Source organism: Martinezella lusitana (assembly GCF_010668395.1).
GTDB classification, from domain to species: Bacteria; Pseudomonadota; Alphaproteobacteria; order Rhizobiales; family Rhizobiaceae; genus Rhizobium; species Rhizobium lusitanum_A.
Genome location: NZ_WUEY01000008.1, coordinates 166,366 through 192,908, shown reverse-complemented (window position 1 = coordinate 192,908; position 26,543 = coordinate 166,366). Strand labels below are relative to the sequence as shown.

Below are 26,543 nucleotides of genomic sequence, written 5' to 3'. Positions count from 1 at the left end.
GCGACGGCGATTGTTCCCGATGCCGGCGGAAACCGCAAAGGCCGGCCGCGCCTCCATTCTTGCGGTTCACTTCCGGTTCACGCGCTGCCGCCTATAACGAGGCCCAACCATGGACCGATGGATGCGTAACTCAACGAATCCCTTCAGCCGGATGTTATCGGGCAAGCGGCTTTTGATCGTGGAGGACGGATATTTCCTCGCCGACGAAGTGCGCCGGAAATTGCAGATCCTCGGCGCCACCGTCATCGGCCCCGTCAGCGATATCGAACATGCGGCGGACCTGGTCGAGGCAGACGAAGCGGATGCTGCGATCCTGGATCTGCATCTCGCGGCAGAGCGCGCGTTCGCCCTCGTGGAGCGGCTCGAGAAACGGAAGTTTCCCTACATCTTCGCGATCGGTCGGGAGCATCAGGGTATCGCCACGGGATTTTCCGGTTTTGTGCTGTGCGAACGACCGGCCGCAATCGAGCATATTGCCGAGGCGCTGTTCGGCGGCCGAAAGCGGGATATTTAGAAGAGCGCCCGAGGACGGCGAAGGCTAGAGGCGCCGTCACCGGACCTCTTCGTCAAGCCGGGCGGCCAATTGCTGACGGGCACGATTGACCCGACTTTTGACGGTGCCGATTGCACAGCCGAATTTTTCCGCAGCATCGTCATAGGAGCGGCCTTCTATGACGACGTATTCGAGCACGACCCGGTAATGCTCCGGCAGCAGATCGCAGGCCTGCTGAAGCTCCTTCGCCCTGACGGTCCATTCCTGCGATGGCGGAGCGACCCCCTCTCCCGAGATGCATTTCTTGTTGCCGGGCGCCTCCCGCTTCGCAATGCGGAACCTGGTGCAGAACGTATTGCGCATGATCGTGAACAGCCAGGATTTCAGCCGGGTTCCGCGATCGAATTGGTTGAGGTTGGCCAGCGCTTTCGCCAGCGTCTCCTGGACCAGGTCATCGGCATCGTTGGCGTTTCTGTGGAAGGTGCGCGCGAAGGCGCGAAGGGCCGGAATGAGGTCCACTATTTCAGACTGCAGACCGGCTGATCGTGGCATATCGTTCACAACTTTTCTCCTTGGGAAAACGGCGAGGGTGCCTTCCCAGCGGCGTTGGCTTGCAACGCCTGGTCCGCCTGTCGCCGAAGAAAGCCAACGTTGATCGTGATTTGAACAGACATCGTCATTCCGAGCGTCGCGATACGTTCTCGCGATGCCTCGCATTGACCTTCCGGTCGCAGATTGCTCGTTGCATTGCGGGGGGAACGGCTGCCTACCGTGCTTGTTCCCTGCAGTTCACAAAAATCGCAAAATGCCGCAGTCGGGCGGCAGGGGCGATGCGAGTGTCCGATCCTACGCAGCCCAAAGGGACCCTGATCGCCCGCAAAACGCCTGCCCGCAGCCGGTGAAACCGATGCCAGCGATAAAGAGTCGCACGAGACCGTCTTCGCGGTTGCCTCTGCCTGCGAATGCACTAACTTGCGGTAGTCGAAACCCGTAGTCCGAGGCTGACATGACCGATGATGTCTTGCTGACATTCAATGCCGGATCCTCGACCTTGAAAATCGGGATCTTCGAGCTGAAGTCCGGCCTGGCAAGAAATGTCGGCCGGGGGAAGATCGATTTCGACCAAAGCCCGCTGAAGCTTCGCTATTCCGTCGGGCAGGACAGATATGAAAAGACGGTCAAGGGCGACAATGACGCGAATTTCGTCGCCGTCATATCCGAAACCCTGGAGCATATGCTCGCGCATCTTCCAGGCAGATTGCGCGCTGTAGCCCATCGCGTCGTGCATGGCGGCATGGTCTTTCACGAGGCGACGCTGCTGGACGATGCCGCGATCGGGCGGATCGAGGCGCTCGTTCCGCTTGCCCCGCTGCATCAGCCGCAGGCCCTGCGCGTCATCCGGTCGATCGAAACGCTTCGGCCGGAGGTCCGGCAAGTCGCTTCCTTCGACACGGCCTTCCATTCGTCGCAAGCCGACGTCGTGCGACGGCTGGCAATCCCGCGCGGCATGCACGACGACGGCGTACGCCGCTACGGCTTTCACGGCCTCTCCTACAAATATATCGCCTCACGGCTTCGAAAGATCGATCCGGCTGTCGCCGGGGGCAAGGTCATCGCATGCCATCTCGGCAGCGGCGCCAGCCTGTGCGCGATGGAAAATGGTATCAGCCGGGACACGAGCATGGGTTTCTCCGCGCTCGACGGAATTCCGATGGCAACCCGCCCTGGATGGCTGGACCCAGGCGCCCTGCTCTATCTCATGAGACGCGGAATGCGGCAGCCCGAAACCATAGAGGACTTCCTCTATCATGAATGCGGCCTGCTTGGCGTCTCGGGCATCAGTGGCGACACGCGGGTTTTGCTCGAAGACAAACGGCCGGAAGCGGAAGAGGCCATAGACCTGTTTTGTCTGCGCATCGCCGGCGAGATCGGCCGGTTGAGCATGACGATCGGCGGCCTCGACGCTCTCGTCTTCACTGCGGGGATCGGTGAAAACCAGCCGCAGATCAGGACCCGCGTCGCAAAGAGGTTGCAATGGTTGGGTATCGAGATCGATGAAGACGCGAACGGGAGCAGTTTGACCTCGATCAACGCGGCATCCAGCAATGCCAAGCTATTTGTAATTCCAACCGATGAGGAACAGGTGATTGCCGACGAGGCTATGGCTCTCATCATGTGACGAAAACGAGGAGACGGAAATGAACGCAGTCACCACACCGCTTTCGCCAGAAGAACTCTCTCTGATCGACCGCTACTGGAGGGCAGCCAACTATCTGTCCGTCGGCCAGATCTACTTGATGGAGAATCCGCTGCTGCGCGAACCGCTGAAGCCGGAACACATCAAGCCGAGACTGCTGGGGCACTGGGGAACGACACCGGGGCTGAACTTCATCTATGCCCACCTGAACCGCGTCATCAAGGCGCGCGACCTCGACATCATCTATATGTGTGGCCCCGGCCACGGCGGTCCCGGCATGGTGGCCAACACCTACCTCGAAGGCACCTACAGCGAAATCTATCCGGACATATCCGAGACGACGAGCGGACTGCAAAAGCTGTTCAAGCAGTTTTCCTTCCCCGGCGGTATTCCAAGCCATGCCGCCCCGGAAACGCCCGGCTCCATTCACGAGGGCGGCGAACTCGGCTATGCGCTCGTGCACGCCTATGGCGCCGCTTTCGACAATCCCGATCTCGTCGTTGCCTGCGTCGTCGGTGACGGCGAAGCCGAAACCGGCCCCCTGGCGGCAAGCTGGCATTCCAACAAGTTTCTCAATCCGACGCGGGATGGCGCAGTGCTGCCGATCCTCCACCTCAACGGCTACAAAATCGCCAATCCGACAATCCTCGGGCGGTCGAGCGACGAGGACCTGCGCGACCTGTTCTCGGGCTATGGCTACGAGCCCTTCTTCGTCGAAGGACACGAGCCGGCCGCGATGCATCAGGCGATGGCCGATACGTTCGACCGGGTATTCGACCGCATCCGCGGCATACAACGGAACGCGCGGGAGAACGCATCGTCCGATGGGATGCCGCGTTGGCCGATGATCATTCTGCGCAGCCCGAAAGGCTGGACCGGACCGAAGGAGGTCGACGGCAAGAAGGTGGAAGGATTCTGGCGGGCGCATCAGGTGCCGGTCGCCAATTGCCGCGGCGACGAGGGTCATCGCAAGATCCTGGAAGACTGGATGCGCAGCTACGACCCGGACGATCTCTTCGACGGTGACGGCCGGCTCAAGGCTGAATTGAGCGCGCTTGCGCCGCAAGGCGAAAGGCGCATGGGCGCCAATCCACACGCCAATGGCGGCCTGCTGCGCAAGGAACTATTGGTCCCCTCCATTCATGACTATGCCGTCGAGATAGGCGAGCGCGGCAGCAAGCAGGTGCAATCGACCGAGATCCTCGGCCATTACCTGCGGGACACGCTGAAACTCAACGATGCCTCGCAGAACTTCCGTATTTTCGGCCCGGACGAGACCGAATCGAACCGGCTCGGCAGCGTCTTCGAGGCCACGGATCGGGTCTGGATGGAAGAGATCGAGGACTATGACGTCCATCTGGCCCGCGATGGGCGCGTCATGGAGGTCCTGAGCGAGCACCTGTGCCAGGGCTGGCTGGAGGGCTACCTTCTGACCGGCCGTCACGGGCTCTTTTCGTGCTACGAGGCCTTCATCCACATCGTCGACTCGATGTTCAACCAGCACGCCAAATGGCTGAAGGTTTCGCGGGAACTGGAATGGCGCAAGCCGATCTCATCTCTGAATTACCTGCTGACGTCCCACGTCTGGCGGCAGGACCACAACGGCTTTTCGCATCAAGATCCAGGCTTCGTCGATCTCGTCGCCAACAAGAGGGCCGACGTGGTGCGCATCTACCTGCCGCCGGACGCCAACACGTTGCTATGGGTCGGCGATCATTGCCTGCGCACCTACGACCGGGTCAACGTCATCGTTGCCGGCAAGCAGCCGGAATCTCAGTGGCTCAGCATGGACGAGGCGATCGCCCATTGTAAGGCCGGCGCCGGCATCTGGGACTGGGCAAGCTACGAGGACAACACGATTGCCCCCGACGTCGTCATGGCCTGCGCCGGCGACGTCCCGACCATGGAGACGCTGGCTGCCGTCATGCTGCTGCACGAGGCGATCCCGGACCTGAAGATCCGCACGGTGAACGTAGTCGATCTTCTCGCCCTCCAGGATCCCGCGCAGCATCCGCACGGCCTCGATCACCAGGCATTCGACCAGATCTTCACCACGGACAGACCGGTGATCTTCGCCTATCACGGCTATCCCTACCTGATCCATCGGCTGACTTACCGGCGGACCAATCACGACAACATCCATGTGCGGGGATTCATCGAGGAAGGCACGACGACGACACCGTTCGACATGACCGTTCTCAACGAGCTCGATCGCTATCATCTTGCACTGGAGGCGATCGATCGCGTGCCGGGCCTGGCGGAAAAAGTTCCCGACGTCATAAACGCGCTCAAGGCAAAGCTCATCAAGCATCATGACTATGTCCGGCGTTACGGTGAGGATATGCCGGAAATCAGCGATTGGCGATGGAAGCGATAGAGCATTCCGTCATCTGAAGCCGGCTTCGGCCGTCTTCGCCAGGTGGCGAAGCGACCGGTGCTTTCAAGCACCGGTCGCTTCTGCGTATGAACAGCGGTCTATGCCTGATAGGTGCCGGTGAGGCTTGCCTCGGCCAACATGTGTTTTTTCACCTTCTGCCACATTGCCTCGGCTCCGGCGGCTTCGGGAAGCGTGACCCTCGGCACATCGAGAGCGGCGAGCCGGAAGATATAGCGATGAGGAGGATCACCGCTGGGCGGCTGCGGGCCGTCGTAGCGGGCATTGCCGAAATCGTTCTTGTAAAAGCGCAGCGCCTGCTCCTGCGTCGTATCGATGCTCTCGGCCAGGCCGCCCCATTGCGCGGGAATATTGGCGATGCCGCAATGGCGGAACGTGCCGCTGGGCGCATCGGGATCCTCGATAATCAGCGCAAAGCTCTGGGTTTTATCGGGAGCGCCGCCCCAGGCCAGCGGCGGGAATATGTTTTCGCCGTCCAGCGCGTATTTGCTCGGAATCGGTTCGTCTTCAGCAAAGACCTTGCTGATCAACGTCAAAGCCATCAGGTCCTCCTTTCTGTCGTGGATTCATGCGTTTGTGAAGTTCGGAACGTAAGGTGCAACCCGTCAGCACCATTATTGTTCCGCGCGGGGAACATTCGCGCTTACCCGCAGTTCGAAACGTCCACGAAGGAGGAAAAAATGACGGATGAACGGTTCGAGTGGATCAGCAAGCGGTCCTACGCCATTTGGGAAGCGGCCGGGCGCCCTTGGGGATGCAGCCAGCATCATTGGGAGCAGGCCGCCAAGGAACGTGAGATCATGGAGCGAACGCGGGCATCCGTCGATGGCAAGGAGGTGCTCGTAAAGCTGCACCAGAAAACGACGATGCATCGACCCGAGAATGACGCACGCGAAGCCGAAAGAGACGATGGCCCCAACGGCCGTCACGTCGGATAGCGTGCGCTCGCAATCAGCTCCCGCCGAGAAAAGTAGGCCTGCCTTCGCCGATAAGCATCCGGATGCGTAATGGCAGCGCTCAAAAGTTGCCTGCCTAATTCTGGGTTCCGTCGCGGCTAGGCTGGGCTGGCGTGCTCTTCGCGCCCTGCTGATTGTTCTCCGATCGATCCGTTGGTGCCGGCTGGGCCGATTGGCCGGCGGGCGGGGTATTGTCGATCGTGGCGCCCCGCGGCTGCCCGGAAGAAGAACTGATGGTCGGCGCCGGATTTTGCGAGCCGTTCGGCTCGATATAGCGGCCCCACACTTCGACGCCGACCCAAACGATTGCGGCCAGAACCAGCGCGGTAACCAGGATCGCGAATAGATGCGTGCCGCGTATGCCCTGGCGGGCTTCGGTCGCAGAAAGCGGCTTCTTTGGTTCCTGGGGTGCCATTGCAAGCCTCCGTTCGTTGCAAAACTGATACCGGTCTAACCAGAAGGTTTGCAGATGGTTCCCTCGCCCGGCGTCTGCGGCTGGTTGCCTCAAGCCGGAACAATGCGCGCCACGGGGCGTTAGCCCCATGAGGTTGCAGTTCGTGCCAAGCGGACGCGATGGTGCTGAAGAATATGGGGATTTTTCCGTTTTCTCTCCATAGCCAACGAAACGGCAGACGAGCTTCCTATCCATCCGATCTGCAGCCTTCCAACGTCAAAGGAGATGAAAGATGGAGGAGAAACTCAAGCTTTACCGCCTGGTTCCGATAGCGGCTGACGACGATCCCAACTGGCTGGGCGCCAAATCCCATGCCGAGGTCCTCGTTGCCGCCCGCACGACCGGCGATGCCCGTATCGTGGCCGCCGAAAGGGAGCTGGATTTCATGGACGTCGATGCGGCGCCGGCGGAAGACAAGACGACGAAGATGGCAAGCGTCTTTCGCAACGAGAAGCTCTATACCGTCATCGAGGTGAACAATGGCAAGGACTATCATGAACGTGGGGTCGTCGAGGGCTCCATCGGCGTCGACACGATCATTTCGACGCAGGTTTGACGGGTCGCGCCTATTCAAGAGCCGGAGCTTGTCCGCATGCCGCCGCATCCTGCTAATGGCGGCGACAGTGGCCGCCATGTCATCATCCCCCGCCTTCGCACAGCAGGCGTCAAGCGACGACCGGTGCAAAGCCGCCGATACCGATCGGCAGACGGACAACAGGCAGGCGGACAATCGACAGACAGCCCCAACGCCGGACGGCAATTCAGGGAAAAAGCTGTCGGATTGCGCCGGCGTGCTCAAGCCACCGGCGGTCGGCGACAGCCAAATGGAAAAGCCCGCTCCCAAGGTCGGCAGGACGCCTGTGATCAAGCCAGGCGATCCGCGGAACAACCAGCAGCCCAGCAAATGAGGTCCGTCGTTACGGTTTCGGTTCCGGTTGCTGGATCGGACCGCTGGGAACGGTCGAATCCTTGCTCGATCAGGGAAAAACCTTTGCAGCCGAGGAATGTTCCTGTCCCGGCATCCACCTTCACGCCCCTGTCGTCAGCATTTCGAAGGATACGACCTTGTGATGCTCCTGAAGAATGGTCAGCAGCTGCGGCCCGCCGCCATCGGAGCCCGCGCGCCTCCATCGTACCTCGTAGGAAATATGAGCCGTCGCCTCGGTCGAACCGGTTGTCCTGCCAACGAAGGCGAAGGCATATCCAAGCGGTTCGAGCGCCGCTTCCGTGCCGGCGACGGCTACAGCCGCGTCGCGGGGAAGCTCGATGACGAGACGCGCCTTCTGTCTGCGCGCTATCAGCGTGTCGAACCATTTGAGAGGCGACAGCACGACAAAGGCGATGACAGCGCCGGCCGAACCGACAATCAGCTGTCCTCCACCAATGCAAAGGCCGATCGCGGTCATGATCCACAAGGTCGCCGCCGTAGTCACGCCGGTGACGAGATCGCCCCGCTTGAGAATGGCGCCGCCACCGATGAAGCCGACCCCGGTCAGCACACCCAGCGGAAAACGCAGCACATCCATCGAAGCGAAGGATTGCGATGTCCTGCCCAAGGTAGAGAGCAGCAGATTCGCCTGGATCATCATCAGGCATGCCGCCAATCCGACAAGGATCGTCGTGCGAAAACCGGCCGCATGGCCGCCGATTTCGCGGTTGATACCAATCAGCGCCCCGGCAGCGATCGCCAATGATAGCCGAACGACGATATCGAGCCAGCTTGGGTCCAGGGGCATATTATCCATCAGATTTGGCACGGCATCCTCCCGCGGAGATCGCTCACGACAATCTCTTCGGTGACAACCGTGCTGCGTGCTTTTCGTTCCACTCGAGGACCACCCTCATCCCCGGTAACACGCTGACGCGGAAATAACTTGCATACTTCGGCGTGTATCGAAGCATCGGCACGGATTGTCGCGCTAGGGTAGGATCAGAGTTACTGCCACGGGATCCATCAATGACGAAAATTGTTCTCGCCCATTTCACCGATACCCATCTCGGCCAGCGACAGGTCGCCAGGAACGAAATAAACGGCGACAGGATGGGCTACGAGGAAACACCGGGAGAACACGAAAATCATCTGCGAACGGTTCTCGACGACATCGCAAGCAAGGGTATTTCCCATGTCGTTTTCGGCGGCGATATCGGTACGCCGCAATCCGCCGCCGGCTTCTTCGAGCTTCTGCATGGCTACCGTTTCGAACTGTCGGTCATCCTCGGCAATCACGATACGCTTGGCAATGTCGCGGCGCATCATAGCGCTGGCGCCGCCGCTGTGGATGGAAAGCTGTGTTTCTCACACGACGATGGGCATCTGAAACGCATCTTCCTCGACAGCTCCGCCAACGAGCTTGGCGAGCGCCAGCGCGCCTGGCTTGGCCGCGAGCTCGAAGACGCAAAGCGCGCCGCGATCTTCGTGCATCACCCGATCCTGGCGCTCGACACGCCCGTCGACCGAACCGGCGCAGCCCTGCGGGACCGGAATGAGGTCAGGTCGCTTCTGATCAATACAGGCTGCGAGATATCGCTGTTCTGCGGCCACTACCACATGATCGACGAAGCGCAGGAGGCGAATGTCCGGCAATATGTCACACCCGCCGTTTCCTATCAGATCGTCAAGCAATCCGAACGTCTGCAAGCCGATACCCAGACATTCGGCTATCGCATTCTGGAGATACACGACGAAGAGATCCGCACGCAGGTCGTGCTGTTTACAGCGGCACAGGCAGGTGCACCTGTTATCTGAGGCGGCTCAATGACCACATACGGGAAAAGCACTTCCACTTCGGGACGATCACACTATATCCTGCCGAGATATCTGGGAATCGCGACGTGATTTGAGGAATGCGAAATGGGCGTGCTTTTTTCTCCGGAACTGACGGTTTGTGGCATCGAGGAACTACCGAACCAGCGCGCTCGAAACGTTACGCATGTGCTGTCGCTGCTTGATCCCGAGTATCCCGATCTGGACGTGTTTCATTCCTATGCCGGGCATCATCGCACGACATTGCGCTTCCACGACATCATAGACGCCGCTCAGGGACGTGTGATGCCGCAACCGGAACATCTCGAAGAAATTCTGAAATTCGGCTCCGAATTCCACGCACAACAAGACGCGCAAGCCTCGAGCCATCTGCTGGTGCATTGCCATATGGGCGTATCACGCTCGACTGCGGCCATGCTTTCGCTGATGGCACAGGCAAATCCGGATGAAGCCGGCGAAAGCCTGTTCACCCGCCTGGTTGCCATCCGCCCGCAGGCCTGGCCGAACTCGCAGATGATCGGCTTTGCCGACGAGCAGCTCGGCAGGAACGGCGACTTGAAAGCCGCGCTCGCACGCCACTATGCCCGACAGATCAAGGCACGCCCGGAGTTCGTGGAATGGATGACAAGCCTCGGCCGGGAGGCCGAGCTGAGGATGGCGAGCATCGGCTGAGGAACGCCTTCGATGGCGTCGGCCATCTTCGTCGAGCTGACTAGTGCGCGCCGTCCGCACCGCTTCCTCACGCAAACGATACCGGATACGATACAAATTCCCGTTGAACCGGATTGGCTTTGGTTGTACCTCTCGCCCCATGGGTAAAGCCTATCGAATCGCACTGAGCAGATTGCTCCTTCTTGTGCGGCTGGCGATCGTCGTATCGCTGGCGGGCTATACGCTGTCCAATGCAAACGCGGCCATGCATGGATCTGCGTTTCCCGAGATCCGCGCCGAACGACAGATCGACCACGGCAATCATCATGTGACGCGGGCCGATGCGGCTGACAACCACCATAGCGGTGCGTCCGATCCCATGAAGGGCAAGGTCGCCAAGCAGGAATGCTGCAAGGATTTCTGTGTCGGCTTCGGCATCATCTGCGATGGCCACGATGTCGGCGGATTTACCGTGTCCTCCATCCGCCAGTTCATCGACGACCGGCACACGCCTGGCGAAAAGCCCAATCTCGATCGCCCACCGAACATCTGATTAGGATTTACCCGTATTTGACGGGTTCGCATGGCTTTTGTCGGGATTTTCCCGGCGAACGCCATTGGCAATCTCCTATTCGGATTTCTAAAGATGAAACCCTCCATAGTCGTGGTGGGGCTGCCCCTGCTCGTGGGCAGCTGCGCATCCACTTTTCCTCCTGACGTCGTCGCGTCATCGGATATCGAACAGACGCGTTCTGTCGTTCCCCTCCAATATACTTCCCCTTTGTCGGGCTATGTGCCGCGCAAGCCGGTCGATCCCAAGCCCTGGCGACAACAGAACGATCGGCAGTCTCCAGCTAAGGGAGACGCCTCATGATCGCCATTCGAAAACTGGCAACGGCTGCGGTATTTCCGATCGTTCTCGGTGGCTGCGTCAGCAGTACCGACTATGCCGGAAAGGAAGCCGGCTTTGCCACCGTGTCCGCGACGACCGGATCTGCGATCGCGAAGGATACCGCCTGGGTTCAAAATCGGCAGCAGGCGAAGTCGCTATCCTCACAGGTCAAGACGCTGCTTTCCCGCGGAAAGATACTTGATGTCGAAACGGCCGTCCAGGTCGCGCTCCTCAACAACAAGGGCCTTCAGGCCGCCTATGCCGATCTCGGCGACAGCGCCGCCGCTGCATGGCAGACGACCATGTTGCCCAATCCGCAGGCCTCCATCGGCCTGAACGGCATCGGCACACCCGCGCTTGAAGCATTCAGGACGGTCGAGGGGGCGATCACGGCCAACCTCCTCTCCCTCATGACCAAGAAGCGCGATGTCGCGCTTGCCGATACGCGTTTCCGGCAGGCGCAGCTCAATGCGGCGGTCGCGACGCTTCGTCTCGCCACCGATACGCGCCGTGCCTGGATCATCGCGGTGGCGGCTAACGAGAATGTTGCCCAGCTCCAGAGCGCCCAGATTGCCGCCGATGCGGCCTCGGAACTCGCGGAGAAGCTGGGTGAAACAGGGGCTATGGCGAAAGGCGCACAGGCGCGCGAGCATGTCTTTGCGGCCGAACTTGCCGCTGAAACCGCCAAGGCACGGCTGGCAGCCCGGCTCGCCAGGGAGAGCCTGACACGGCTCCTGGGACTATGGGGTTCGGACATGGACTACCGGATACCGGACCGGCTGCCATCTCTGCCAAAGACGATAGCAAAGCGCGACACCATCGAGGCGGACGCCCTTCGCAATCGCATCGATCTGAAGGTTGCAAGGCTGGAGCTTGAGGCGTCGGCTCGCTCCTACGGCCTGACGGAAGCGACCCGCTACGTCACAGACCTGGAACTCATGACCGGGCTCGAGGCAGAGCGCAGCCGCGAGGACGGCACGAAGAAGACCGACTTCGCAGCATCAGCGGAAATCAGCTTTGCCATCCCGATTTTCGACACTGGCAGGGCGCGCATGAGAAAAGCCGAACTGGCGTACATGCGCTCGGCCAATCTGCTTGCCGAAAAGGCCGTGAACATCCGCTCGGAAGCACGCTCGGCCTATGAAGCCTATCGCTCCAGCCTCGATATCGCGCGTCACTATCGCAACAATATCGTGCCGCTGCGCGCTCGCGTCGAGGAGCAGTCGCTGCTGACCTACAATGGCATGATCACCAACACCTTCGAGCTGCTGACCGACACTCGCGAGAAGATCAACGCCATCCTGCTGTCGGTCAACGCCAAGCGTGATTTCTGGCTCGCTGAAGCCAATCTCGCGCCTGCCATCTACGGCGGCGGCTCCTCCGGATCTCCAGAAGCCGCAGCAACCGGCTCCGACGAGTAGAAAGGAAATTTCGATGTTCAACAGAAGACAGCTCTTCGGCGCGGGCGCAGCCATGCTCGCCGCCGGCGCATGGACCAAGACATCCGCCATGGGCCTGCCCGAGGCACCCTCCATGACCTCGGCCGATATGCAGCCGCCCGTCCATCCGACGTCGGGACCGGATTATCAACCGGTCGTCACGCTCAACGGCTGGACCCTGCCCCACCGCATGAACAACGGCGTCAAGGAGTTCCATCTCGTCGCCGAGCCGGTCGAGCGGGAAATGGCCGAGGGTATGACGGCCTATCTCTGGGGCTACAACGGCCAGTCGCCCGGCCCGACGATCGAAGCCGTCGAAGGTGATCGGGTGCGGATCTTCGTCACCAACAAGCTACCCGAGCACACGACGGTCCACTGGCACGGCATGATCCTGCCGTCGGGCATGGACGGCGTCGGCGGCCTCAGCCAGCCGCACATCCCGGTCGGCAAGACGTTCGTCTACGAGTTCGATCTCGTGAAATCGGGCGCCTTCATGTACCACCCGCATTCGGACGAGATGGTGCAGATGGCGATGGGCATGATGGGCTTCTTCGTCGTCCACCCCAAGGATCCGACGTTCATGCGGGTCGACCGCGATTTCGTCTTCCTGCTCAATGCCTACGACATCGATCCCGGCTCCTACGTGCCTCGCGTCATGGAAATGACCGACTTCAACATGTGGTGCTGGAACAGCCGCGTCTTCCCCGGCATCACTCCGCTCGTCGTTTCGAAAAACGACCGGGTGCGGGTGCGCGTCGGCAATCTGACGATGACCAACCATCCGATCCACATGCATGGCTACGACTTCGAGGTGACCTGCACCGACGGCGGCTGGGTTCGGCCCGAGGCGCGCTGGCCCGAGGTCAGCGTCGACATCCCCGTCGGCGCCATGCGGGCCTATGAATTCGACGCGAAACATGAGGGCGACTGGGCGATCCATTGCCACAAGTCGCACCACACGATGAACGCCATGGGGCACGACATCCCGACCTTCATCGGCGCCGACAAATCGAAGCTCGCCGCCACGATCCGCAAGGTGCAGCCGGATTACATGCCCATGGGCACCAGGGGCATGGCCGACATGGGCGAAATGGAAATGCCCATACCCGAGAACACCGTCCCCATGATGACCGGTTGGGGGCCGCACGGCCCGATCGAAATGGGCGGCATGTTCTCAGTCGTGAAAGTCCGCGAGGGCATCTCCGCGGGCGATTACGCCGATCCCGGCTGGTACGCGAACCCGCCGGGAACGCAGGCCTGGGAATGGACCGGCGAGATGCCGGAGCAGACCAGAGCGAATGATGCCCAGACCCGGATTACCCCCAAACCGACCAAAGAATGACAACCAGCAACCTTAAAGGATTTCAGAAATGAAGAGACTCGCAATCGCAATCCTGCTCGCCGCACTCACCGGCCCCGCCTACGCATCGGGAAGCCACGCCGGCGGCCATGACGAAAAGCTCGCCGTCGGCGAACCCGGCGACAAGGCCAAGGCGACGCAGACGATCCGCGTGACCATGAAGGAAACCGAAGACGGCAGGATGCTTTTCCAGCCGGCCGTCATCAAGGTCCGTAAAGGACAAACGGTGAAGATCGCGCTCAGGAACGCCGGCCAAACCGACCACGAATTCGTGCTCGACCGGGAAGACAAGATTCTCGAGCACAAAGCTGTCATGGCGAAGTTTCCGGAAATGGAACATGCCGACGCCAACTCGATCCGCCTCGCCGCCGGCGAATCCGGCGAGATCGTCTGGAAGTTCACCAACGACGGCGAGTTCAAATTCGCCTGCCTCATCCCCGGTCATTACGAAGCCGGCATGCATGGCGACGTGTCCGTGGCAGCCAACTGAGACCTCGAAGACCAGGAGAAACCAGCATGAAAAATCTCACTAGAATCGCCCTTGTCACCGCATTGGCCATCGCCGCCGCCGCAGGCGCCCACGCGCAGGAGCTCACCAAAGGCGTGGTCGACAAGATCGATGCCAAGACGAACAAGGTGACGATCAAGCACGAAGCACTGAAAAACCTCGACATGCCGGCCATGACGATGGTGTTCCGCATAGAAGACCCCGCCATCCGCGCCAAATTGAAAGAAGGCGCCAGCATCGAGTTCGTTGCCGAAAGAGTGAACGGCAAGCTGACGGTAACGCAGGTGAAATAGCCGATTGCAGCCGGGCCCTACGTCGGGGCCCGGCTTGCCGATGATCTCCAGGCTTCAGGATCAATGGACCGTCATGTCTCTTTGGACTCAATATAATTCGCTCATTCCGCGGCAGAGACAGCACAATCCAAGCGATTCAAGAGTGTCAGGCGTTCCAGCAGCGAAAGCTGGCTGCGACCACCAATTATTCTCACTCCCAGCGGCTAAACCTATCAATTTCCCTCGTAAATGCAGACGCAAATGACTTTGTGCGATATTGAAGGAGTTTGAGCCGGCCCTCGGGGTTGCGCGTGTAGACAAGTTCGGAATAACCGACGTAGCGATTCCAGAGCTGCGCGAAATACTCTGCATTTTCTTTCTTTTGACCGATCATAGACGGAACAGCATGAAAATCTGTGCGGCGCAGCCACCAAAGCATCGACGGTCGCACCAAGATGTAGCGCGGATTCTGTGTGGAAACGAGGATTTCCCGCATCGCTTCAAGGAAATACGATCTCTCAACCGCGGTCGCGCCTTCGAGCTGACAGAAGATTACGCCGCTGTCATCGAGAGCAGCGTGGACAACTAGCTGCCGTAGATCTGTTCTTATGACCTCCATATGGTGCAATGTTTCGACGACAGCGATGCCGACTTGCCTCATTCGGCTCTCCAGCGAACCGTTGCGGAGAAGCAGGAAGGACGCCTTAAGGGTCTGCGGCAGACAGACAACTGCCAGAACGCAGCAAATTGCAAAAAGAAATGGCACCATTTCCTCAAACGAGTGGAAGCGCACACGGAAGAGGTGTGAAATGCTGCTCAGGATCAGTCCTCCGAGGGCCAAGCTCTCAACGAGCAGATATTTCGCCGTTTTCCAGTGAAACAGGCCCTTGGGGACATAATTGCTTTGGAGTATCTCCCGCATTCTCGGCGCGGCACTGTTGCCACGCAGGGCAATCTGCCAGAGTGTTTTCAGCGATTTGCGGTCGGAAGCTCGCTGCTCCATGGTTCTGTTGACGTCATGAAGGCTCAGCATTTTCTGCATCGCCATTGCCGGCGCCAATCTTTGGAACCCGCTTTTGATGACGGGAGGAGTGTCGAAGGATAAGCCTTCAAACGCATGGAACCTGCGTTTCAACGCATCAAAGTCGCTGCCGAGGTCAACTGTCACTACGTCGGAGGAATGAGAGACACTGCCGTCGGCTGCCATCGGACTCAATGGATGAGAATTACTCCATTTCAGTTTTTCCGGGTCAATGGCGGCCAAGTGCCAAATGTTGGAGGCTTTCTCGGGATTCATGGCATCGATGCGAATGGCACGTCCGCGCATCTGATTGGAGAGTACGTAGGATCCGACCGTATTCGCCAGGATCAACGTATTCACACAGGGTGCATCCCACCCCTCCCCAAGCAAAGCCTGGGTACCGACCAGCACCTTTATTCCGCCCTGGGCAAACAGCTGGGTAATGATATGTACGATATCGGAATTCCCCCCGCCAATGATTTCGACGCTTACGAACCCGGCATCGAATGCGAGTTCCTGGTAGCGTATGTTCGACGCGTCGATACCAAGAGAGGCGGCAATCTTGCCGAGAATTCCCTTGGAGCTCGCTGGAATGACAACCAGGCTGCCGGTTAGGATTCCAAGGCTTAAATGCTTAAAGCCGGACCGCCGAAGGATCTCGAAGATGGGGACAACACCCATCCGGTCAATCGGGCGTAGATTTCCCGGTTCTGCAGGAAGAGCCTCCCTGCGGATATAGTCGGAGAGGATGACCATACGCAGATCATCCCCCATCGATGCGCTTTCAAGTCTGACGATATCGAGGATCGAGTTGAGCTTGCTCGCGCTTGACGCGAGCAGCTTTTGTATGGACTTTTGATCCACCAGCCGCACCTTGCTACGCTCAAGTCCTCCTATTTGACGCAGCCTGCTCTGTTGCGAGCCAATCACTTGTTCCGCAGCTTCGAAGTCATTTCGATGCCCATAAAACACGCCGTTCAAGAGAACTTCCATCCAACGAAGCGACAAAGTCGGGACGTCATGAACCTTGACGCCAAGAATATCGAGCGCCGACTGCGGAAGCTGGATATTCTGTGCTTTCAGGAAGATCAGCATGCTGGAGAAAAATGACGGATCATCCAGAATGGCTTCCGTTTTCCCCATTGGATCTGTAAGCCATGGATGACGCAATATCGCATCCCTGAACACTGCGCTCTCCGATAAGCCGCTGACGAAATCAGAGATATCCTGGCGCAACCGCGCAAGCCTTTCCGCCTCCGCTGCGTTTGGCAAGCTGAAGTAGACATAATCCTGATGTGGACACAGATCTCCTTGCAATACCAATTCAGGGACGGAGATCTCATCATCGATCGGCCCGCAAAGCTCCTGATAACGGCTCCATTCCTGAGGATCGACATCATAGGGAGGCGTCGCTGTCAAAGCGACGACCGTCGGCCTCGCCAACGCCTCCTTGAGCGTAGTCAGGGCTTTCCACCACTCGTTTCTAAGGTGATGTGCTTCATCCAGAACAAGTGTACGGACCTTGACCTCCCGCAGCCCCGCAACGATTTTTCCTGCGTGCTTCTCGGTCTCCCGCTTCGTCGCCTCGCTGGGCCGCGTGTTCTCACCATCGTCAAGGCTTTCATCCTCGACATTGGTATCTTCCTCTTCGACGACCCTGCCGGAAAATGCGGCATGGAGCGCCTGATAGGTTATGATGGTAACATCTCCGGGAGAGCGAATGTCATGCGAGATCCATTTGGGTCGCGAGGCTCCGGCGGGCAGAAACATCGCGCATAGCCGCTGTGCCCATTGATCGCGAATGGTTCGGCTCGGTGCAAGAATCAGGGTTGGTTCGCCAATCCTGCGCATAACTTCCAAGCCCAGAAGCGTCTTGCCCGAGCCGGGCGCGGCGACGATATGTAAGCCATCGTCTTCCAGGAGACTCGTGAGATTGTCGAGGATTTTTTGCTGGTAGGTTCGCCATTTGCCCTGGAAAGCGAGCTCCTTCATGCGCGACCACCCTTTGAATTCACACCCTTGGAGATTGCGTGCAACACGTACCCGCCGATCATTGTATTGCCGACACAGCCTAAGTCTTCCTCGACATCTCTCTTACAGCCGGTGCCTGTCTTGCCGCAAGCTCATGCACGGCTCGGACGAATTCGAACCGCAGCCGGGACGACAGACGCAGTGTTGGCCGCATCCGCAAACTATGGCGTGCGGTACGAAGCGGGAGCGGTTGGCGGTGACACGCAAGCGACCTTCGCGGACGCCGAGCGCGCAGGCACGATCGGCGATAGCCTAGCTTCCAAGCGCCGCGAAACCGGCTGAACACAATGGCCGGCCTGCACTGTGCGTCCGTCATCAGGGAATCGTCCCTGACGACGTCGACCGGGAAGTTGGGATAGCGCGGGAATGTGCCTGTTGCCCAAGAAGAACATATTGCGGGCAGCAACCATGTGAAACTCCGCCCTCCTTTTTTTCACATACGCGGCGTATTTCAATTGACATACGCTGCGTATCCTAGTTATTTACATACGCAACGTATATGAATCATTGGCAAGTCGTGAAGTCGCCGCGGAAGAGTGCCGTTCCGGCCGGGCTTCAGCGACGCGCAATAGAGAAGGGTGAAGACATGGCAAATCGCGACGCAATCTTTCCTGCGAACAGGCACGCGCTCTATGAAGAGCACGGCTATTCGGCCGCCATCCGCTCGGGCGATCTTCTTTTCGTTTCCGGGCAGGTCGGCAGCAGAGAGGATGGTGCGCCGGAACCGGACTTCGAAAACCAGGTCCGGCTGGCCTTTGCGAATCTGCGGGCGACATTGGCTGCGGGCGGCTGCACGTTCGATGACCTCGTCGACGTAACCACCTTTCATACCGATCCCGAGAACCAGTTCCCCACCATCATGGCCGTGAAGACCGAGATGTTTCCGAAGGCGCCTTATCCGAACTGGACGGCCATCGGCGTGAACTGGCTCGCCGGCTTCGATTTCGAGATCAAGGTCATCGCCCGTATTCCCGACAAAGCCTGATCTGCGGCGTTCATCGCGACCACCCGACACGCGAGCGAGTGATGACTCCAGGTCAGTTTTCGGCGCGTGTCGGCATTCGCGATCGGTGTGACGGCTTGCGGTGGAGTGAGATGCGGGAGCTGATCGCCTCCGCCACTCCGAACACAGAGCTGGCCGCTTGCTTCCGGATTGACCTTTACAAGGTGGCGGTTACGGCCATGCCGACGACGGCTGCAAACATGGCAATGCTGGTTGTCCATCCAAGCGCCCTCAAGCCCTTTCCGATGACGAATTGTTCCATGACCTTATGATTTGACGCGATCATCATCAGGATCGCCATGACGGGAACGGCGACGACGCCGTTTATGACGGCGCTCCAGAACAGCGCCTTCATCGGCGGAATGGGCGTGAAGTTCAGCAATACGCCCACCACCGTGGCCAACCCGATCGTCGCGTAGAATGCCTTTGCCTCGCCTGGCTCATGCGACAGCCCGACTTTCCAGCGCGCCGCCTCGCCAACGGCATAGGCGGCCGAACCCGCCAGAACGGGCACGGCCAGCAATCCCGTTCCGACAATGCCTGCGGCAAATATGACTTTGGCGAATTGTCCGGCCAGCGGCTCGATAGCCTTTGCCGCGTCGACCGAGCTCTCGACATTGGTCACGCCCGCCTTGTTGAGCGTAGCCGCCGTGGTGGCGATGATTGCAAGCGCAACGATATTCGATGCGGCCATGCCGATCAGCGTATCCCATGCAATGCGCTGGTTGGCTTCCTTCGCCTCGCGCGGATGCTCGATCAACGCCTCCTCGCGGGGCTTCTCCTTCAGATCTTCAGCTTCCTGTGATGCCTGCCAGAAGAAGAGATAGGGACTGATCGTCGTGCCGAATATGGCAACGATCATCGACCAGTAGTTTGGATCCGCCTTGAACGTCGGCACAAGAAGTCCGTGTACGAAGCTTGACCACGGCACATGGACGACAAAAAGCGTCGCAATATAGGCAAGCAAAGCCAGGCTCAACCACTTCAGAACGACGACGTAGCGCTTGTACTTGAGGAAGACCTGCAGAAGAACGCAGATTACTCCAAAACCAACGACATAGAGGAGCGCGCTGCCGTTCAGCAGCAAATGCACGGCATCTCCCATCGCACCAAGATCGGCACCGATATTGATGATATTGGCAACCAGAAGAGGCAGGGTAACGGCCACGCCGACCCAGGCCGGATAGCAGCGGGCTATGGCGCCGGCCAATCCCTCGCCTGTCGTCCTCCCGACACGCGCACTGATCATCTGTACGGCGACCATCAGCGGATAGGCCACGATCAATGTCCAGCCGGTAATGAAGCCAAATTGCGCGCCGGCCTGCGAATAAGTCGCTATTCCGCTCGGATCGTCGTCCGAGGCGCCGGTAACGAGGCCAGGCCCGAGAATATCCCAGAATCGCGGCTTTGCCGATTCAGCCAGTGCGGTTCCGCCAACCAAATGATCGTCGCTCATGACTGCCTCCGAATAATTCGGCTGACGTTTTCACACCGGCCTGGGTGCCAATCAATTCCCGGCATGCCCCTTTTGTTCCGGCGAAGATGACGAGGAACGAAAACGCGGTCACGGCGAACTGTCCGGGCTGCCTGTGCTATACGGCCGGTACTCGGCTGTCCTTCAGCTACATTTCAGCCTTGGCGGGTACAGCACGCATTGTGCGAATACTTGCGCCCCCCATCGAAGTATCGCACAGGCGCCCCAACAAGGCTCCCGGCTCTGCCTCATGCCAACGAGGCAGAGCCTCATAGCCCAGCCTTCGCATCGTCTGGAGAATGTTTTCCCAGCGGATGAACCGAGCGCCCGGAACAGGCTCGCGCGCCTGCTGTTGCAATCTCCTGCACGAAATGACGGAAAGGCGTCCGGCTCATCCTATCATTTACGATCCGTCGTATTGCCAGCGCTGGTTGCTTTCGGATAGACCCTGTCTATCTCTCCCGTGTTCAGATTCTCCGGAGTTTCAAATGCGCCTTGAACCGCAGCAGCGAATTTACGTCTGCTTCTTTCTCTTTGCGGTGTCGATGGGCGCATTGCTGTCGCGCCTTCCCGACCTTCAGGACGCTTTGGCGATCGACAAATCCGAACTCGGCCTGACGCTGATCGGCGCAGCGATCGGCGCCTTGATATCGCTCACCTTCGCCTCCCCGATCGTGGGCCGCCTCGGCGCCCGCAAGACGGCGTTCATCACCGTGCTCGGAACCTCCGCATCCCTGGCGCTGGTACCCTGGATGGGCGCGGCTCCGCTGGTCTTCGCCGTATTGTTTTGCGAGGGGCTACTGGCCGGCGCTCTCGAAATCAACCTCAATGTCGAGATCGATCGCATCGAGGCGCAGCTCGGCCGTGGTGTGATGAACCGCGCGCACGGCTTCTGGAGCCTCGGCTTTTTCGTCACCGCGCTGGTATCCTCGGCGGTCCGGCAGGCCGGCGTTCCGATGCAATTGCACCTTGCCCTGACATTCGCCTTTGTCCTCATCGTGGGTTCGCTGACCATAGCCGGCATCCGCAATGCGCCGGCTCGCCCGACAGCCGACCACATCGAAACCGGCCATATCGCGCTTCCGACATTCGGCCTGCTGCCTCTGTGCGTGATCGGCATTGCGGCATTCCTCGTCGAGGGCGCCGGCATCGACTGGTCGGCGATCTACATGCGGGACGTCTTTCACGTCGAACCGTTCATTGGCGGCCTGGGGCTGACGCTGTTCACCTTCTTCATGGCACTGGCGAGACTGTTCGCGGACCGCTTCGTCGATCGTTTCGGCTCCCGCTCCGTCGCGCTCTTTCTGCTGCTCCTTTCGACCGCAGGCCTTTGCGCCGTCTGGCTTGCGCCCCATCCGCATGTCGCGCTCCTGGGCTTTGCCTTCATGGGCGCCGGCTGCAGCGCCGTTTACCCGCTGGCGGTTTCAGCCGCCGCCCAGCGCACCGATCGCCCGGCCCATGTCAATGTCGCAGCCCTCGGACAGATGGCCTTCGTCATCTTCTTCCTGGCGCCGCCACTGCTCGGATTTGTCGCCGAACACGCGGGTATCCGCATGGCATATCTCGTGTGCATCCCGGTCATCCTGGCGGCGTTGATGGGCATCGGATCGCTTTCGACGCGCCGCAGCGCGTTTGCATAAGAGCCTCGTGATCTCCGGCGGTCCGCTTGGGGCGAATTGGTCAAGACCCTTGCCATCGGGCTTGACAAATTCGGCCAGCGGAGGCGGATCCTCTCCCGCAGGCGGGCTTGGAGCATTGCCCGCCTGCGAGATTTTCACCAGGTAGAAGGCTGCTCTCCGCCTGGAGCCTTTCCGCTTTTCTTCGAATGGCGAAAACGCTCTATCCTGTTGTTTTTGCGTAATTCCGGACGGAAAATCGCTATGCACTTTTCCTGGAGTTGCTCTACCGCAGCGAGCGGAATGCAGCTCTGACCTCGTTGGTGAAAATCGCCGGTTGCTCCCAAGCCGCGAAGTGCCCGCCATTGTCGGTTTCGTTGAAATAGATCAGGTTGCCATAGCAACGTTCGGTCCAGCTCTTCGGTGCCTGGTAGATTTCGCCGGGAAACACGCTGACGGCTACGGGCAGCGTTGGAATCCGGATAGCATTGAAGTTGTTGGAATGATCTTCCCAGTAGATCTGGGCCGCCGAGGTTCCGGTTTCCGTGAACCAGTAGAGGGAGATGTCGTCCAGCATCTCGTCACGGCTCAGAACCTTTTCCGGGTGCTTGCCGCTGTAAGTCCAGGTGGCGAACTTGTCGTAGATCCAGGCCGCAAGGCCGACCGGCGAATCCACGAGCGAGTAGCCGATGGTTTGCGGGCGGGTCACCATCATATTGGCATAGCCCGAGCTGTCCCGATAGAATTCCGCGAGCTTGTCGAAGCAGGCGCGCTCCTTTGCGGTCAGATCTGCCGGAGCCGGATCGCCCGCTGCGAGGATATGGGCGATCTCCTTGGGAACGATGCCGGGCATGTTGACATGGATGCCGAGCAATCCCGGCACATTCTGGAGCGCCATGCGCTGGGAGATGACCGAGCCGCAATCTCCGCCCTGCGAGACGAAACGCTCATAACCAAGGCGATGCATGAGCGTGCCCCATGCCCTGCCGATATGGTCCGAACCCCAGCCTTTCGTCGTCGGCTTGCCGGAGAAGCCGAAGCCGGGGATCGACGGCACCACCAGATGGAACGCATCCTCGGCCTTGCCGCCATGAGCCGTCGGGTTGGTCAGGGGATCGATGACCTTGAGCATTTCCAGGATCGAGCCCGGCCAGCCATGGGTCATGATCAGCGGCATGGCATTGTCGTGTTGCGAGCGCACATGAATGAAGTGAATATCCAGCCCGTCGATTTCCGTGATGAACATCGGAAGGGAATTGAGCTTCTGCTCCACCTTCCGCCAATCATAACCGTCGGCCCAGTATCCGACGAGATCGCGCAGACGCTCGAGCTGCACGCCCTGCGAGTCGTCGGCGACATTTTCCCTGAGCGGCCAGCGTGCCATCGCAAGTCGCTGCTTCAGATCGGCGATTGCGCTGTCAGGGACGTGAACCTTGAATGGCTTGACGCCATCCGGCAGGGCTTCCGATCCGGCATGGGACATTGCGGGCTTGAGCATCGCGACTGCACCGGCGACAGCGGCCGCAGTCACGAAGGCACGTCGATTCAATGGGTACGAGAAAGGCGACATCAGAATCTCCATCTGTTTGGGAGGTTTGTGGGTTGCCGCGAATTTCTGCTGTCTCCGTGTATCCCGGTTGTGTCTTCAACCACATCGAATTGTATCGGCCAGTATCCGATCCCGCCAAAGCTACAATCGATTACGCGCAACGCCCTTTCGTGCTCCGCCGGAGAACGTGAACATGCACGCTTCGGCCCTTCAAACGCGGCGCTGAATACCGGATTTCGACAGTGGAGAGATTGGAATGGTTGGGACATGGAAGTCGGGACCGACGGAGCCGAGCGGACTTGCGGCAACCATCATCCGCGAGGGCAGAAGCCTGGAGCCTATGGCGGCCCCGATACGGTCAATGAACGAACCGATAGCCGTCGCTGTCCGGTCTCGGAAAAAGGGGCGGCTATCCCGGCGGGAGGAGGAGACCGTGGATAGCCGGCCGGCCCCGATGCGGCGCGATCGGGCCGGCAATTTCAATTCAGCGCTGTTGAAGGGACTTATGGCGCATACCGCGTGAAGACGTAGTCGTGGTCCTTCACGTTGCCGACATGACAGCTGAGACAGGTCTCGTGCTGCGCAATGTCGACCGGCTTGCCGTTGATGAACCGGCCGAAGCCCCAGCCGTGGCTGTCGGGATATTTCTTGGAATCCTTTACCATCACCTGCACCGTCGTCGGCGCTCCCGGCACCGTTGCCGGTGCGAATTCCGCCGACTGTTTGCGTTTGTAGGCAAGTTTGACGAGGATCGAACCATCCGGGAAAGGCAGGATACCCTTCTTGTAGGCGTCGACGGCGATATCATTGCCGAGCACTGCGCGAAGCTCGTCGAGTGGCGGAGCTTCCTGCGCCGGCGCGACGAATTTCCAGTCCCTATAGCCTTCCGGAATGGTTACGCCATAGATCGGGGAAGCATTTTCCGGCGGCGTTGCCGTGCCGGGAGACTGGGAAGCGGCGACGCCGACAGCAAGGCCTGAAACGGCGAATGCGCCAAGGAGAGCGAGCTTCATTTTTGACTCCTGCCTGACCGATGATCTGCCGGGAGGATCGCCGCGGGATGTATCGGCCAAATTTCAGGACGCAGCCATATTGTATCGAAGTGTAGCTTCGCGGTAAGCGACCGGCAGCCGCTGAGGCAAAGAAACATGCGTCGGCGCGCGGCCGCTAGTCGGCCCTCCCCTCACGCCCGAGAGACGAGCGGAACAGCCTTGGCGTCGTTCCCGTCCGTCGCTTGAAGATATCGTAAAACCGGCTACTGGAGCCGAAGCCGCAATCATAGGCGATCTGGAGGATCGGCGCGTCCGTTTCCGCAAGCTGCTGCATCGCCCGCGCCAGACGATAGCGCATCAGATATTCGTTGACGGGAATGCCAAGGATGCCGCGAAAGATCTTGTTGGCCGTGCTCGGATGCATTCCGGCAAGCTTGGCCAACATCGGCAGGCTGATCGGCTCGGAATAGCGGGCATGAATGAGGTCGGTCAGCGTTTCGGCCCGACGCACCGCGGCACTGGCACCCGATGCCGCAGATGGACGGGCGGCGGAATGATCGCCGACGGGAACATCCAGGACGAAGCGTCGTATTCTAAGCTTGATTTCATCAAGCACCAGCTGGCGCCGGGCCGCGTCACCGAATTGCCAGTCTTCTACCCATTGCGGCAGGAGGATCGCATCCGCGGCATGGCCGCGAGCATCCGCGGAAAACCGTCCCTGCATGATCGACTGCCGGACACCGCGATCGATCGGCAGGCCGAGGAAATCGACGAGCGGAAGATAGATGCAGACGAGCGGCGCATTGGGCGTGACCGCGATCGTTCTGTGGGGAATGGCGGCCCAGAAGAGCACCAGCCGCCCTGCCTCCACCTGCTCCTGCCGTCCGTTGAAGATGTAGGTCATCTGGCCGTCGAGCAGATAGTTCAGCTCGACGTGATCGTGCCAATGCGCCGCGTTCATGGCATCGGCGATATGACGCTCGATGAGAAAATCGCCTTCCGACGCCAGCGAGGCACCGCGCTCGGCGGACATGCGAAGTTTTGACATGGTCACTCGCCCTTTGGCGCGGATCCGGGAATAATTTCTCTATTAACAGGAAGAAATCCCGATTTGAAAGGCGCATCTAGGTCCGCATCCATCTCTTGCGAGGCCTCCTTATGCCAAAGATCTGCCTGATTGGTGCCGGCAGCACCGTTTTTGCCCAGAATATTCTGGGTGACGTCCTTTCCAGCCAGAGTGGTGGCGACTATGTCATCAGCCTCTTCGACATCGATCCCGAACGCCTGAAAACATCCGAAATCGTTGCGCGGCGCATCTGCGAGGCGCTTCATCTCTGCAAGGTCCGGGTCGAGGCGACGCTTGATCGCCGCCAGGCGCTACAAGGTGCGGATTTCGTCATTCTGATGATGCAGGTCGGCGGCTACAAGCCGGCCACCGTGACCGATTTCGAAATCCCGAAAAGCCATGGGCTACGGCAGACCATCGCAGACACGCTCGGGGTCGGCGGCATCTTCCGCGGGCTGCGCACCATTCCGGTTCTCGAGGCGATCTGCCGCGACATGATGGACGTATGTCCCAACGCCTTGCTGATGCAGTACGTCAATCCGATGGCGATCAATTGCTGGGCGATCAAGGAGATTGCGCCGAGCATTCGCACCGTGGGTCTTTGCCATAGCGTGCAGCACACCGCCGCGCACCTTGCCCAGTGCCTGGGCGAGAACGTCGCCGACATCAACTATCTCTCGGCCGGCATCAACCATGTCGCCTTCTTCCTCAAATATGAAAAGCTGCATGCCGATGGCAGCCGCGAGGATCTCTATCCGCGCCTGCGCGCCCTGGCGGACGAGGGGCGTGTCCCTTCCGACGATCGGGTCCGTTTCGATGCCCTGAAGCGGCTCGGCCACTTCGTCACGGAATCGAGCGAGCATTTTTCGGAATATACGTCCTGGTACATCAAGGAGGGGCGCGGCGATCTGATCGAACGGCTCAACATCCCCCTGGACGAATATATCCGCCGCTGCGAGGTTCAGATCGCCGACTGGCACGAATTGCGCCGCGATCTCGAAGGCGGAAAACCGATCGACGTCTGCCGCAGCAACGAATATGCGGCCGGTATCATCCATGCGGCTGTGACGGGTCAACCGGCGCTGATCTACGGAAATGTCCCGAACAACGGCTTGATCCGGAATCTGCCTGACGAGTGCATCGTCGAAGTACCATGCCATGTGGATCACAACGGCATTCAGCCGGTCCGCATCGGACGCATCCCCTCCCAGCTCGCGGCCGTGATGCGCTTGAGTGTTTCGGTGCAGGAATTGACGGTCGAGGCGGCGCTGACGAAGAAACGGGATCGCATCTATCAGGCGGCCCTGCTTGACCCTCATACATCGGCGGAGCTTTCCCCCGATCAGATCTGGACGCTTGTGGACGACATGATCGAGCAACACGGCAATCTTTTGCCCGCCTACCATTAAT

The 26,543-nt window shown here is 59.6% G+C and carries 26 protein-coding genes and 1 pseudogene; 17 read left to right on the top strand and 10 right to left on the bottom strand.

From position 1 onward, the window contains the following. The first annotated feature begins 121 nt into the window (after positions 1 to 121). Positions 122 to 514, top strand: coding sequence for a response regulator (locus GR212_RS19355; RefSeq protein ID WP_163988389.1), 393 nt, complete (start codon positions 122 to 124; stop codon positions 512 to 514). A gap of 36 nt (positions 515 to 550) precedes the next feature. On the opposite strand, the gene GR212_RS19350 is transcribed toward GR212_RS19355, so the two are convergent. Beyond that, a complete protein-coding gene (locus GR212_RS19350; RefSeq protein WP_163988507.1) occupies positions 551 to 1,045 on the bottom strand; it encodes a sigma-70 family RNA polymerase sigma factor in 495 nt (164 codons plus the stop codon). 454 nt (positions 1,046 to 1,499) lie between these two features. Here GR212_RS19350 and GR212_RS19345 point away from each other — a divergent pair, with 454 nt between their 5' ends. Continuing rightward, positions 1,500 to 2,672, top strand: coding sequence for an acetate/propionate family kinase (locus tag GR212_RS19345; RefSeq protein ID WP_163988387.1), 1,173 nt, complete (start codon positions 1,500 to 1,502; stop codon positions 2,670 to 2,672). 19 nt (positions 2,673 to 2,691) lie between these two features. Next, positions 2,692 to 5,067, top strand: a complete 2,376-nt coding sequence (locus tag GR212_RS19340; RefSeq protein ID WP_163988385.1) for a phosphoketolase family protein — start codon at positions 2,692 to 2,694, stop codon at positions 5,065 to 5,067. A gap of 98 nt (positions 5,068 to 5,165) precedes the next feature. Here the strand turns inward: GR212_RS19340 and GR212_RS19335 are convergent, their stop codons facing one another. After that, positions 5,166 to 5,627, bottom strand: a complete 462-nt coding sequence (locus GR212_RS19335; RefSeq protein ID WP_163988383.1) for a YbhB/YbcL family Raf kinase inhibitor-like protein — start codon at positions 5,625 to 5,627, stop codon at positions 5,166 to 5,168. A 138-nt stretch (positions 5,628 to 5,765) separates the two neighbouring features. Here GR212_RS19335 and GR212_RS19330 point away from each other — a divergent pair, with 138 nt between their 5' ends. Beyond that, complete coding sequence (locus GR212_RS19330) at positions 5,766 to 6,023, top strand: DUF2934 domain-containing protein (RefSeq protein WP_163988381.1); 258 nt, start codon at positions 5,766 to 5,768, stop codon at positions 6,021 to 6,023. A 94-nt stretch (positions 6,024 to 6,117) separates the two neighbouring features. Here the strand turns inward: GR212_RS19330 and GR212_RS19325 are convergent, their stop codons facing one another. Further along, complete coding sequence (locus GR212_RS19325) at positions 6,118 to 6,456, bottom strand: hypothetical protein (protein WP_163988379.1); 339 nt, start codon at positions 6,454 to 6,456, stop codon at positions 6,118 to 6,120. 271 nt (positions 6,457 to 6,727) lie between these two features. Here GR212_RS19325 and GR212_RS19320 point away from each other — a divergent pair, with 271 nt between their 5' ends. Both GR212_RS19320 and GR212_RS19315 read left to right on the top strand, forming a co-directional pair. Next, complete coding sequence (locus tag GR212_RS19320) at positions 6,728 to 7,051, top strand: hypothetical protein (protein ID WP_163988377.1); 324 nt, start codon at positions 6,728 to 6,730, stop codon at positions 7,049 to 7,051. 76 nt (positions 7,052 to 7,127) lie between these two features. Then, the gene (locus GR212_RS19315) at positions 7,128 to 7,403 is read left to right on the top strand and encodes a hypothetical protein (protein WP_246725821.1); all 276 of its coding nucleotides are present in this window, start codon (positions 7,128 to 7,130) and stop codon (positions 7,401 to 7,403) included. A gap of 120 nt (positions 7,404 to 7,523) precedes the next feature. Here the strand turns inward: GR212_RS19315 and GR212_RS19310 are convergent, their stop codons facing one another. Continuing rightward, positions 7,524 to 8,252, bottom strand: coding sequence for an MgtC/SapB family protein (locus GR212_RS19310; RefSeq protein WP_163988375.1), 729 nt, complete (start codon positions 8,250 to 8,252; stop codon positions 7,524 to 7,526). 200 nt (positions 8,253 to 8,452) lie between these two features. On the opposite strand from GR212_RS19310, the gene GR212_RS19305 reads away from it, so the two are divergent. The 8 genes from GR212_RS19305 to GR212_RS19275 all read left to right on the top strand — a co-directional run bounded on the left by GR212_RS19305 (position 8,453) and on the right by GR212_RS19275 (position 14,402). Continuing rightward, positions 8,453 to 9,241 (top strand): metallophosphoesterase family protein, encoded by a 789-nt coding sequence (locus GR212_RS19305; RefSeq protein WP_163988374.1) that lies wholly within the window; start codon positions 8,453 to 8,455, stop codon positions 9,239 to 9,241. A gap of 105 nt (positions 9,242 to 9,346) precedes the next feature. Further along, on the top strand, positions 9,347 to 9,931 hold the full coding sequence (locus GR212_RS19300; protein ID WP_163988372.1) for a tyrosine phosphatase family protein: 585 nt from the start codon (positions 9,347 to 9,349) through the stop codon (positions 9,929 to 9,931). Positions 9,932 to 10,070: 139 nt separating this feature from the next. After that, on the top strand, positions 10,071 to 10,463 hold the full coding sequence (locus GR212_RS19295; protein WP_163988370.1) for a hypothetical protein: 393 nt from the start codon (positions 10,071 to 10,073) through the stop codon (positions 10,461 to 10,463). 93 nt (positions 10,464 to 10,556) lie between these two features. Further along, positions 10,557 to 10,784: a hypothetical protein gene (locus GR212_RS37125; protein WP_246725820.1), complete on the top strand. Its 228-nt coding sequence runs from the start codon at positions 10,557 to 10,559 to the stop codon at positions 10,782 to 10,784. Next, positions 10,781 to 12,223, top strand: coding sequence for a TolC family protein (locus GR212_RS19290; protein ID WP_163988368.1), 1,443 nt, complete (start codon positions 10,781 to 10,783; stop codon positions 12,221 to 12,223). Before GR212_RS37125 ends, GR212_RS19290 begins: the two co-directional genes overlap by 4 nt. A 13-nt stretch (positions 12,224 to 12,236) precedes the next feature. After that, positions 12,237 to 13,583 carry a multicopper oxidase family protein gene (locus GR212_RS19285; RefSeq protein WP_163988367.1) on the top strand — a complete coding sequence of 449 codons (1,347 nt, stop codon included), beginning with the start codon at positions 12,237 to 12,239 and terminating at the stop codon, positions 13,581 to 13,583. 28 nt (positions 13,584 to 13,611) lie between these two features. Continuing rightward, the gene (locus GR212_RS19280) at positions 13,612 to 14,091 is read left to right on the top strand and encodes a cupredoxin domain-containing protein (RefSeq protein ID WP_163988365.1); all 480 of its coding nucleotides are present in this window, start codon (positions 13,612 to 13,614) and stop codon (positions 14,089 to 14,091) included. 26 nt (positions 14,092 to 14,117) lie between these two features. After that, positions 14,118 to 14,402 carry a copper-binding protein gene (locus GR212_RS19275; RefSeq protein WP_163988363.1) on the top strand — a complete coding sequence of 95 codons (285 nt, stop codon included), beginning with the start codon at positions 14,118 to 14,120 and terminating at the stop codon, positions 14,400 to 14,402. Positions 14,403 to 14,592: 190 nt separating this feature from the next. Here GR212_RS19275 and GR212_RS19270 read toward each other — a convergent pair whose 3' ends face one another. Both GR212_RS19270 and GR212_RS37730 read right to left on the bottom strand, forming a co-directional pair. After that, positions 14,593 to 17,394 (bottom strand): DEAD/DEAH box helicase family protein, encoded by a 2,802-nt coding sequence (locus tag GR212_RS19270; RefSeq protein WP_163988361.1) that lies wholly within the window; start codon positions 17,392 to 17,394, stop codon positions 14,593 to 14,595. 198 nt (positions 17,395 to 17,592) lie between these two features. Then, positions 17,593 to 17,709: pseudogene (locus tag GR212_RS37730) on the bottom strand (glutathionylspermidine synthase family protein); the annotation flags it as partial. 310 nt (positions 17,710 to 18,019) lie between these two features. On the opposite strand from GR212_RS37730, the gene GR212_RS19265 reads away from it, so the two are divergent. Next, a complete protein-coding gene (locus GR212_RS19265) occupies positions 18,020 to 18,418 on the top strand; it encodes a RidA family protein (RefSeq protein ID WP_163988359.1) in 399 nt (132 codons plus the stop codon). Between the two features lie 175 nt (positions 18,419 to 18,593). On the opposite strand, the gene GR212_RS19260 is transcribed toward GR212_RS19265, so the two are convergent. Then, entirely contained in the window at positions 18,594 to 19,892 is a 1,299-nt protein-coding gene (locus GR212_RS19260; RefSeq protein ID WP_163988358.1) for an NRAMP family divalent metal transporter, read from the bottom strand. Between the two features lie 506 nt (positions 19,893 to 20,398). Here GR212_RS19260 and GR212_RS19255 point away from each other — a divergent pair. Then, positions 20,399 to 21,550: an MFS transporter gene (locus GR212_RS19255; protein WP_163988356.1), complete on the top strand. Its 1,152-nt coding sequence runs from the start codon at positions 20,399 to 20,401 to the stop codon at positions 21,548 to 21,550. A gap of 262 nt (positions 21,551 to 21,812) precedes the next feature. On the opposite strand, the gene GR212_RS19250 is transcribed toward GR212_RS19255, so the two are convergent. The 3 genes from GR212_RS19250 to GR212_RS19240 all read right to left on the bottom strand — a co-directional run bounded on the left by GR212_RS19250 (position 21,813) and on the right by GR212_RS19240 (position 25,115). Next, on the bottom strand, positions 21,813 to 23,096 hold the full coding sequence (locus tag GR212_RS19250; protein ID WP_163988354.1) for an epoxide hydrolase family protein: 1,284 nt from the start codon (positions 23,094 to 23,096) through the stop codon (positions 21,813 to 21,815). Between the two features lie 482 nt (positions 23,097 to 23,578). Next, on the bottom strand, positions 23,579 to 24,088 hold the full coding sequence (locus tag GR212_RS19245) for a cytochrome P460 family protein (RefSeq protein ID WP_163988352.1): 510 nt from the start codon (positions 24,086 to 24,088) through the stop codon (positions 23,579 to 23,581). A gap of 154 nt (positions 24,089 to 24,242) precedes the next feature. After that, entirely contained in the window at positions 24,243 to 25,115 is an 873-nt protein-coding gene (locus GR212_RS19240; RefSeq protein WP_246725812.1) for a helix-turn-helix domain-containing protein, read from the bottom strand. A 110-nt stretch (positions 25,116 to 25,225) separates the two neighbouring features. Here GR212_RS19240 and GR212_RS19235 point away from each other — a divergent pair, with 110 nt between their 5' ends. Beyond that, positions 25,226 to 26,542, top strand: coding sequence for an alpha-glucosidase/alpha-galactosidase (locus tag GR212_RS19235; RefSeq protein WP_163988350.1), 1,317 nt, complete (start codon positions 25,226 to 25,228; stop codon positions 26,540 to 26,542). The last annotated feature ends 1 nt before the right edge of the window (position 26,543 follow it).

Bases quoted from the DNA above. Each gene is read 5' to 3' on its own strand.
- GR212_RS19355 (WP_163988389.1), top strand. From the start codon at position 122: ATGCGTAACTCAACGAATCCCTTCAGCCGGATGTTATCGGGCAAGCGG.
- GR212_RS19350 (WP_163988507.1), bottom strand. From the start codon at position 1,045: ATGCCACGATCAGCCGGTCTGCAGTCTGAAATAGTGGACCTCATTCCG.
- GR212_RS19345 (WP_163988387.1), top strand. From the start codon at position 1,500: ATGACCGATGATGTCTTGCTGACATTCAATGCCGGATCCTCGACCTTG.
- GR212_RS19340 (WP_163988385.1), top strand. From the start codon at position 2,692: ATGAACGCAGTCACCACACCGCTTTCGCCAGAAGAACTCTCTCTGATC.
- GR212_RS19335 (WP_163988383.1), bottom strand. From the start codon at position 5,627: ATGGCTTTGACGTTGATCAGCAAGGTCTTTGCTGAAGACGAACCGATT.
- GR212_RS19330 (WP_163988381.1), top strand. From the start codon at position 5,766: ATGACGGATGAACGGTTCGAGTGGATCAGCAAGCGGTCCTACGCCATT.
- GR212_RS19325 (WP_163988379.1), bottom strand. From the start codon at position 6,456: ATGGCACCCCAGGAACCAAAGAAGCCGCTTTCTGCGACCGAAGCCCGC.
- GR212_RS19320 (WP_163988377.1), top strand. From the start codon at position 6,728: ATGGAGGAGAAACTCAAGCTTTACCGCCTGGTTCCGATAGCGGCTGAC.
- GR212_RS19315 (WP_246725821.1), top strand. From the start codon at position 7,128: ATGTCATCATCCCCCGCCTTCGCACAGCAGGCGTCAAGCGACGACCGG.
- GR212_RS19305 (WP_163988374.1), top strand. From the start codon at position 8,453: ATGACGAAAATTGTTCTCGCCCATTTCACCGATACCCATCTCGGCCAG.
- GR212_RS19300 (WP_163988372.1), top strand. From the start codon at position 9,347: ATGGGCGTGCTTTTTTCTCCGGAACTGACGGTTTGTGGCATCGAGGAA.
- GR212_RS19295 (WP_163988370.1), top strand. From the start codon at position 10,071: ATGGGTAAAGCCTATCGAATCGCACTGAGCAGATTGCTCCTTCTTGTG.
- GR212_RS37125 (WP_246725820.1), top strand. From the start codon at position 10,557: ATGAAACCCTCCATAGTCGTGGTGGGGCTGCCCCTGCTCGTGGGCAGC.
- GR212_RS19290 (WP_163988368.1), top strand. From the start codon at position 10,781: ATGATCGCCATTCGAAAACTGGCAACGGCTGCGGTATTTCCGATCGTT.
- GR212_RS19285 (WP_163988367.1), top strand. From the start codon at position 12,237: ATGTTCAACAGAAGACAGCTCTTCGGCGCGGGCGCAGCCATGCTCGCC.
- GR212_RS19280 (WP_163988365.1), top strand. From the start codon at position 13,612: ATGAAGAGACTCGCAATCGCAATCCTGCTCGCCGCACTCACCGGCCCC.
- GR212_RS19275 (WP_163988363.1), top strand. From the start codon at position 14,118: ATGAAAAATCTCACTAGAATCGCCCTTGTCACCGCATTGGCCATCGCC.
- GR212_RS19270 (WP_163988361.1), bottom strand. From the start codon at position 17,394: ATGAAGGAGCTCGCTTTCCAGGGCAAATGGCGAACCTACCAGCAAAAA.
- GR212_RS19265 (WP_163988359.1), top strand. From the start codon at position 18,020: ATGGCAAATCGCGACGCAATCTTTCCTGCGAACAGGCACGCGCTCTAT.
- GR212_RS19260 (WP_163988358.1), bottom strand. From the start codon at position 19,892: ATGAGCGACGATCATTTGGTTGGCGGAACCGCACTGGCTGAATCGGCA.
- GR212_RS19255 (WP_163988356.1), top strand. From the start codon at position 20,399: ATGCGCCTTGAACCGCAGCAGCGAATTTACGTCTGCTTCTTTCTCTTT.
- GR212_RS19250 (WP_163988354.1), bottom strand. From the start codon at position 23,096: ATGTCGCCTTTCTCGTACCCATTGAATCGACGTGCCTTCGTGACTGCG.
- GR212_RS19245 (WP_163988352.1), bottom strand. From the start codon at position 24,088: ATGAAGCTCGCTCTCCTTGGCGCATTCGCCGTTTCAGGCCTTGCTGTC.
- GR212_RS19240 (WP_246725812.1), bottom strand. From the start codon at position 25,115: ATGTCAAAACTTCGCATGTCCGCCGAGCGCGGTGCCTCGCTGGCGTCG.
- GR212_RS19235 (WP_163988350.1), top strand. From the start codon at position 25,226: ATGCCAAAGATCTGCCTGATTGGTGCCGGCAGCACCGTTTTTGCCCAG.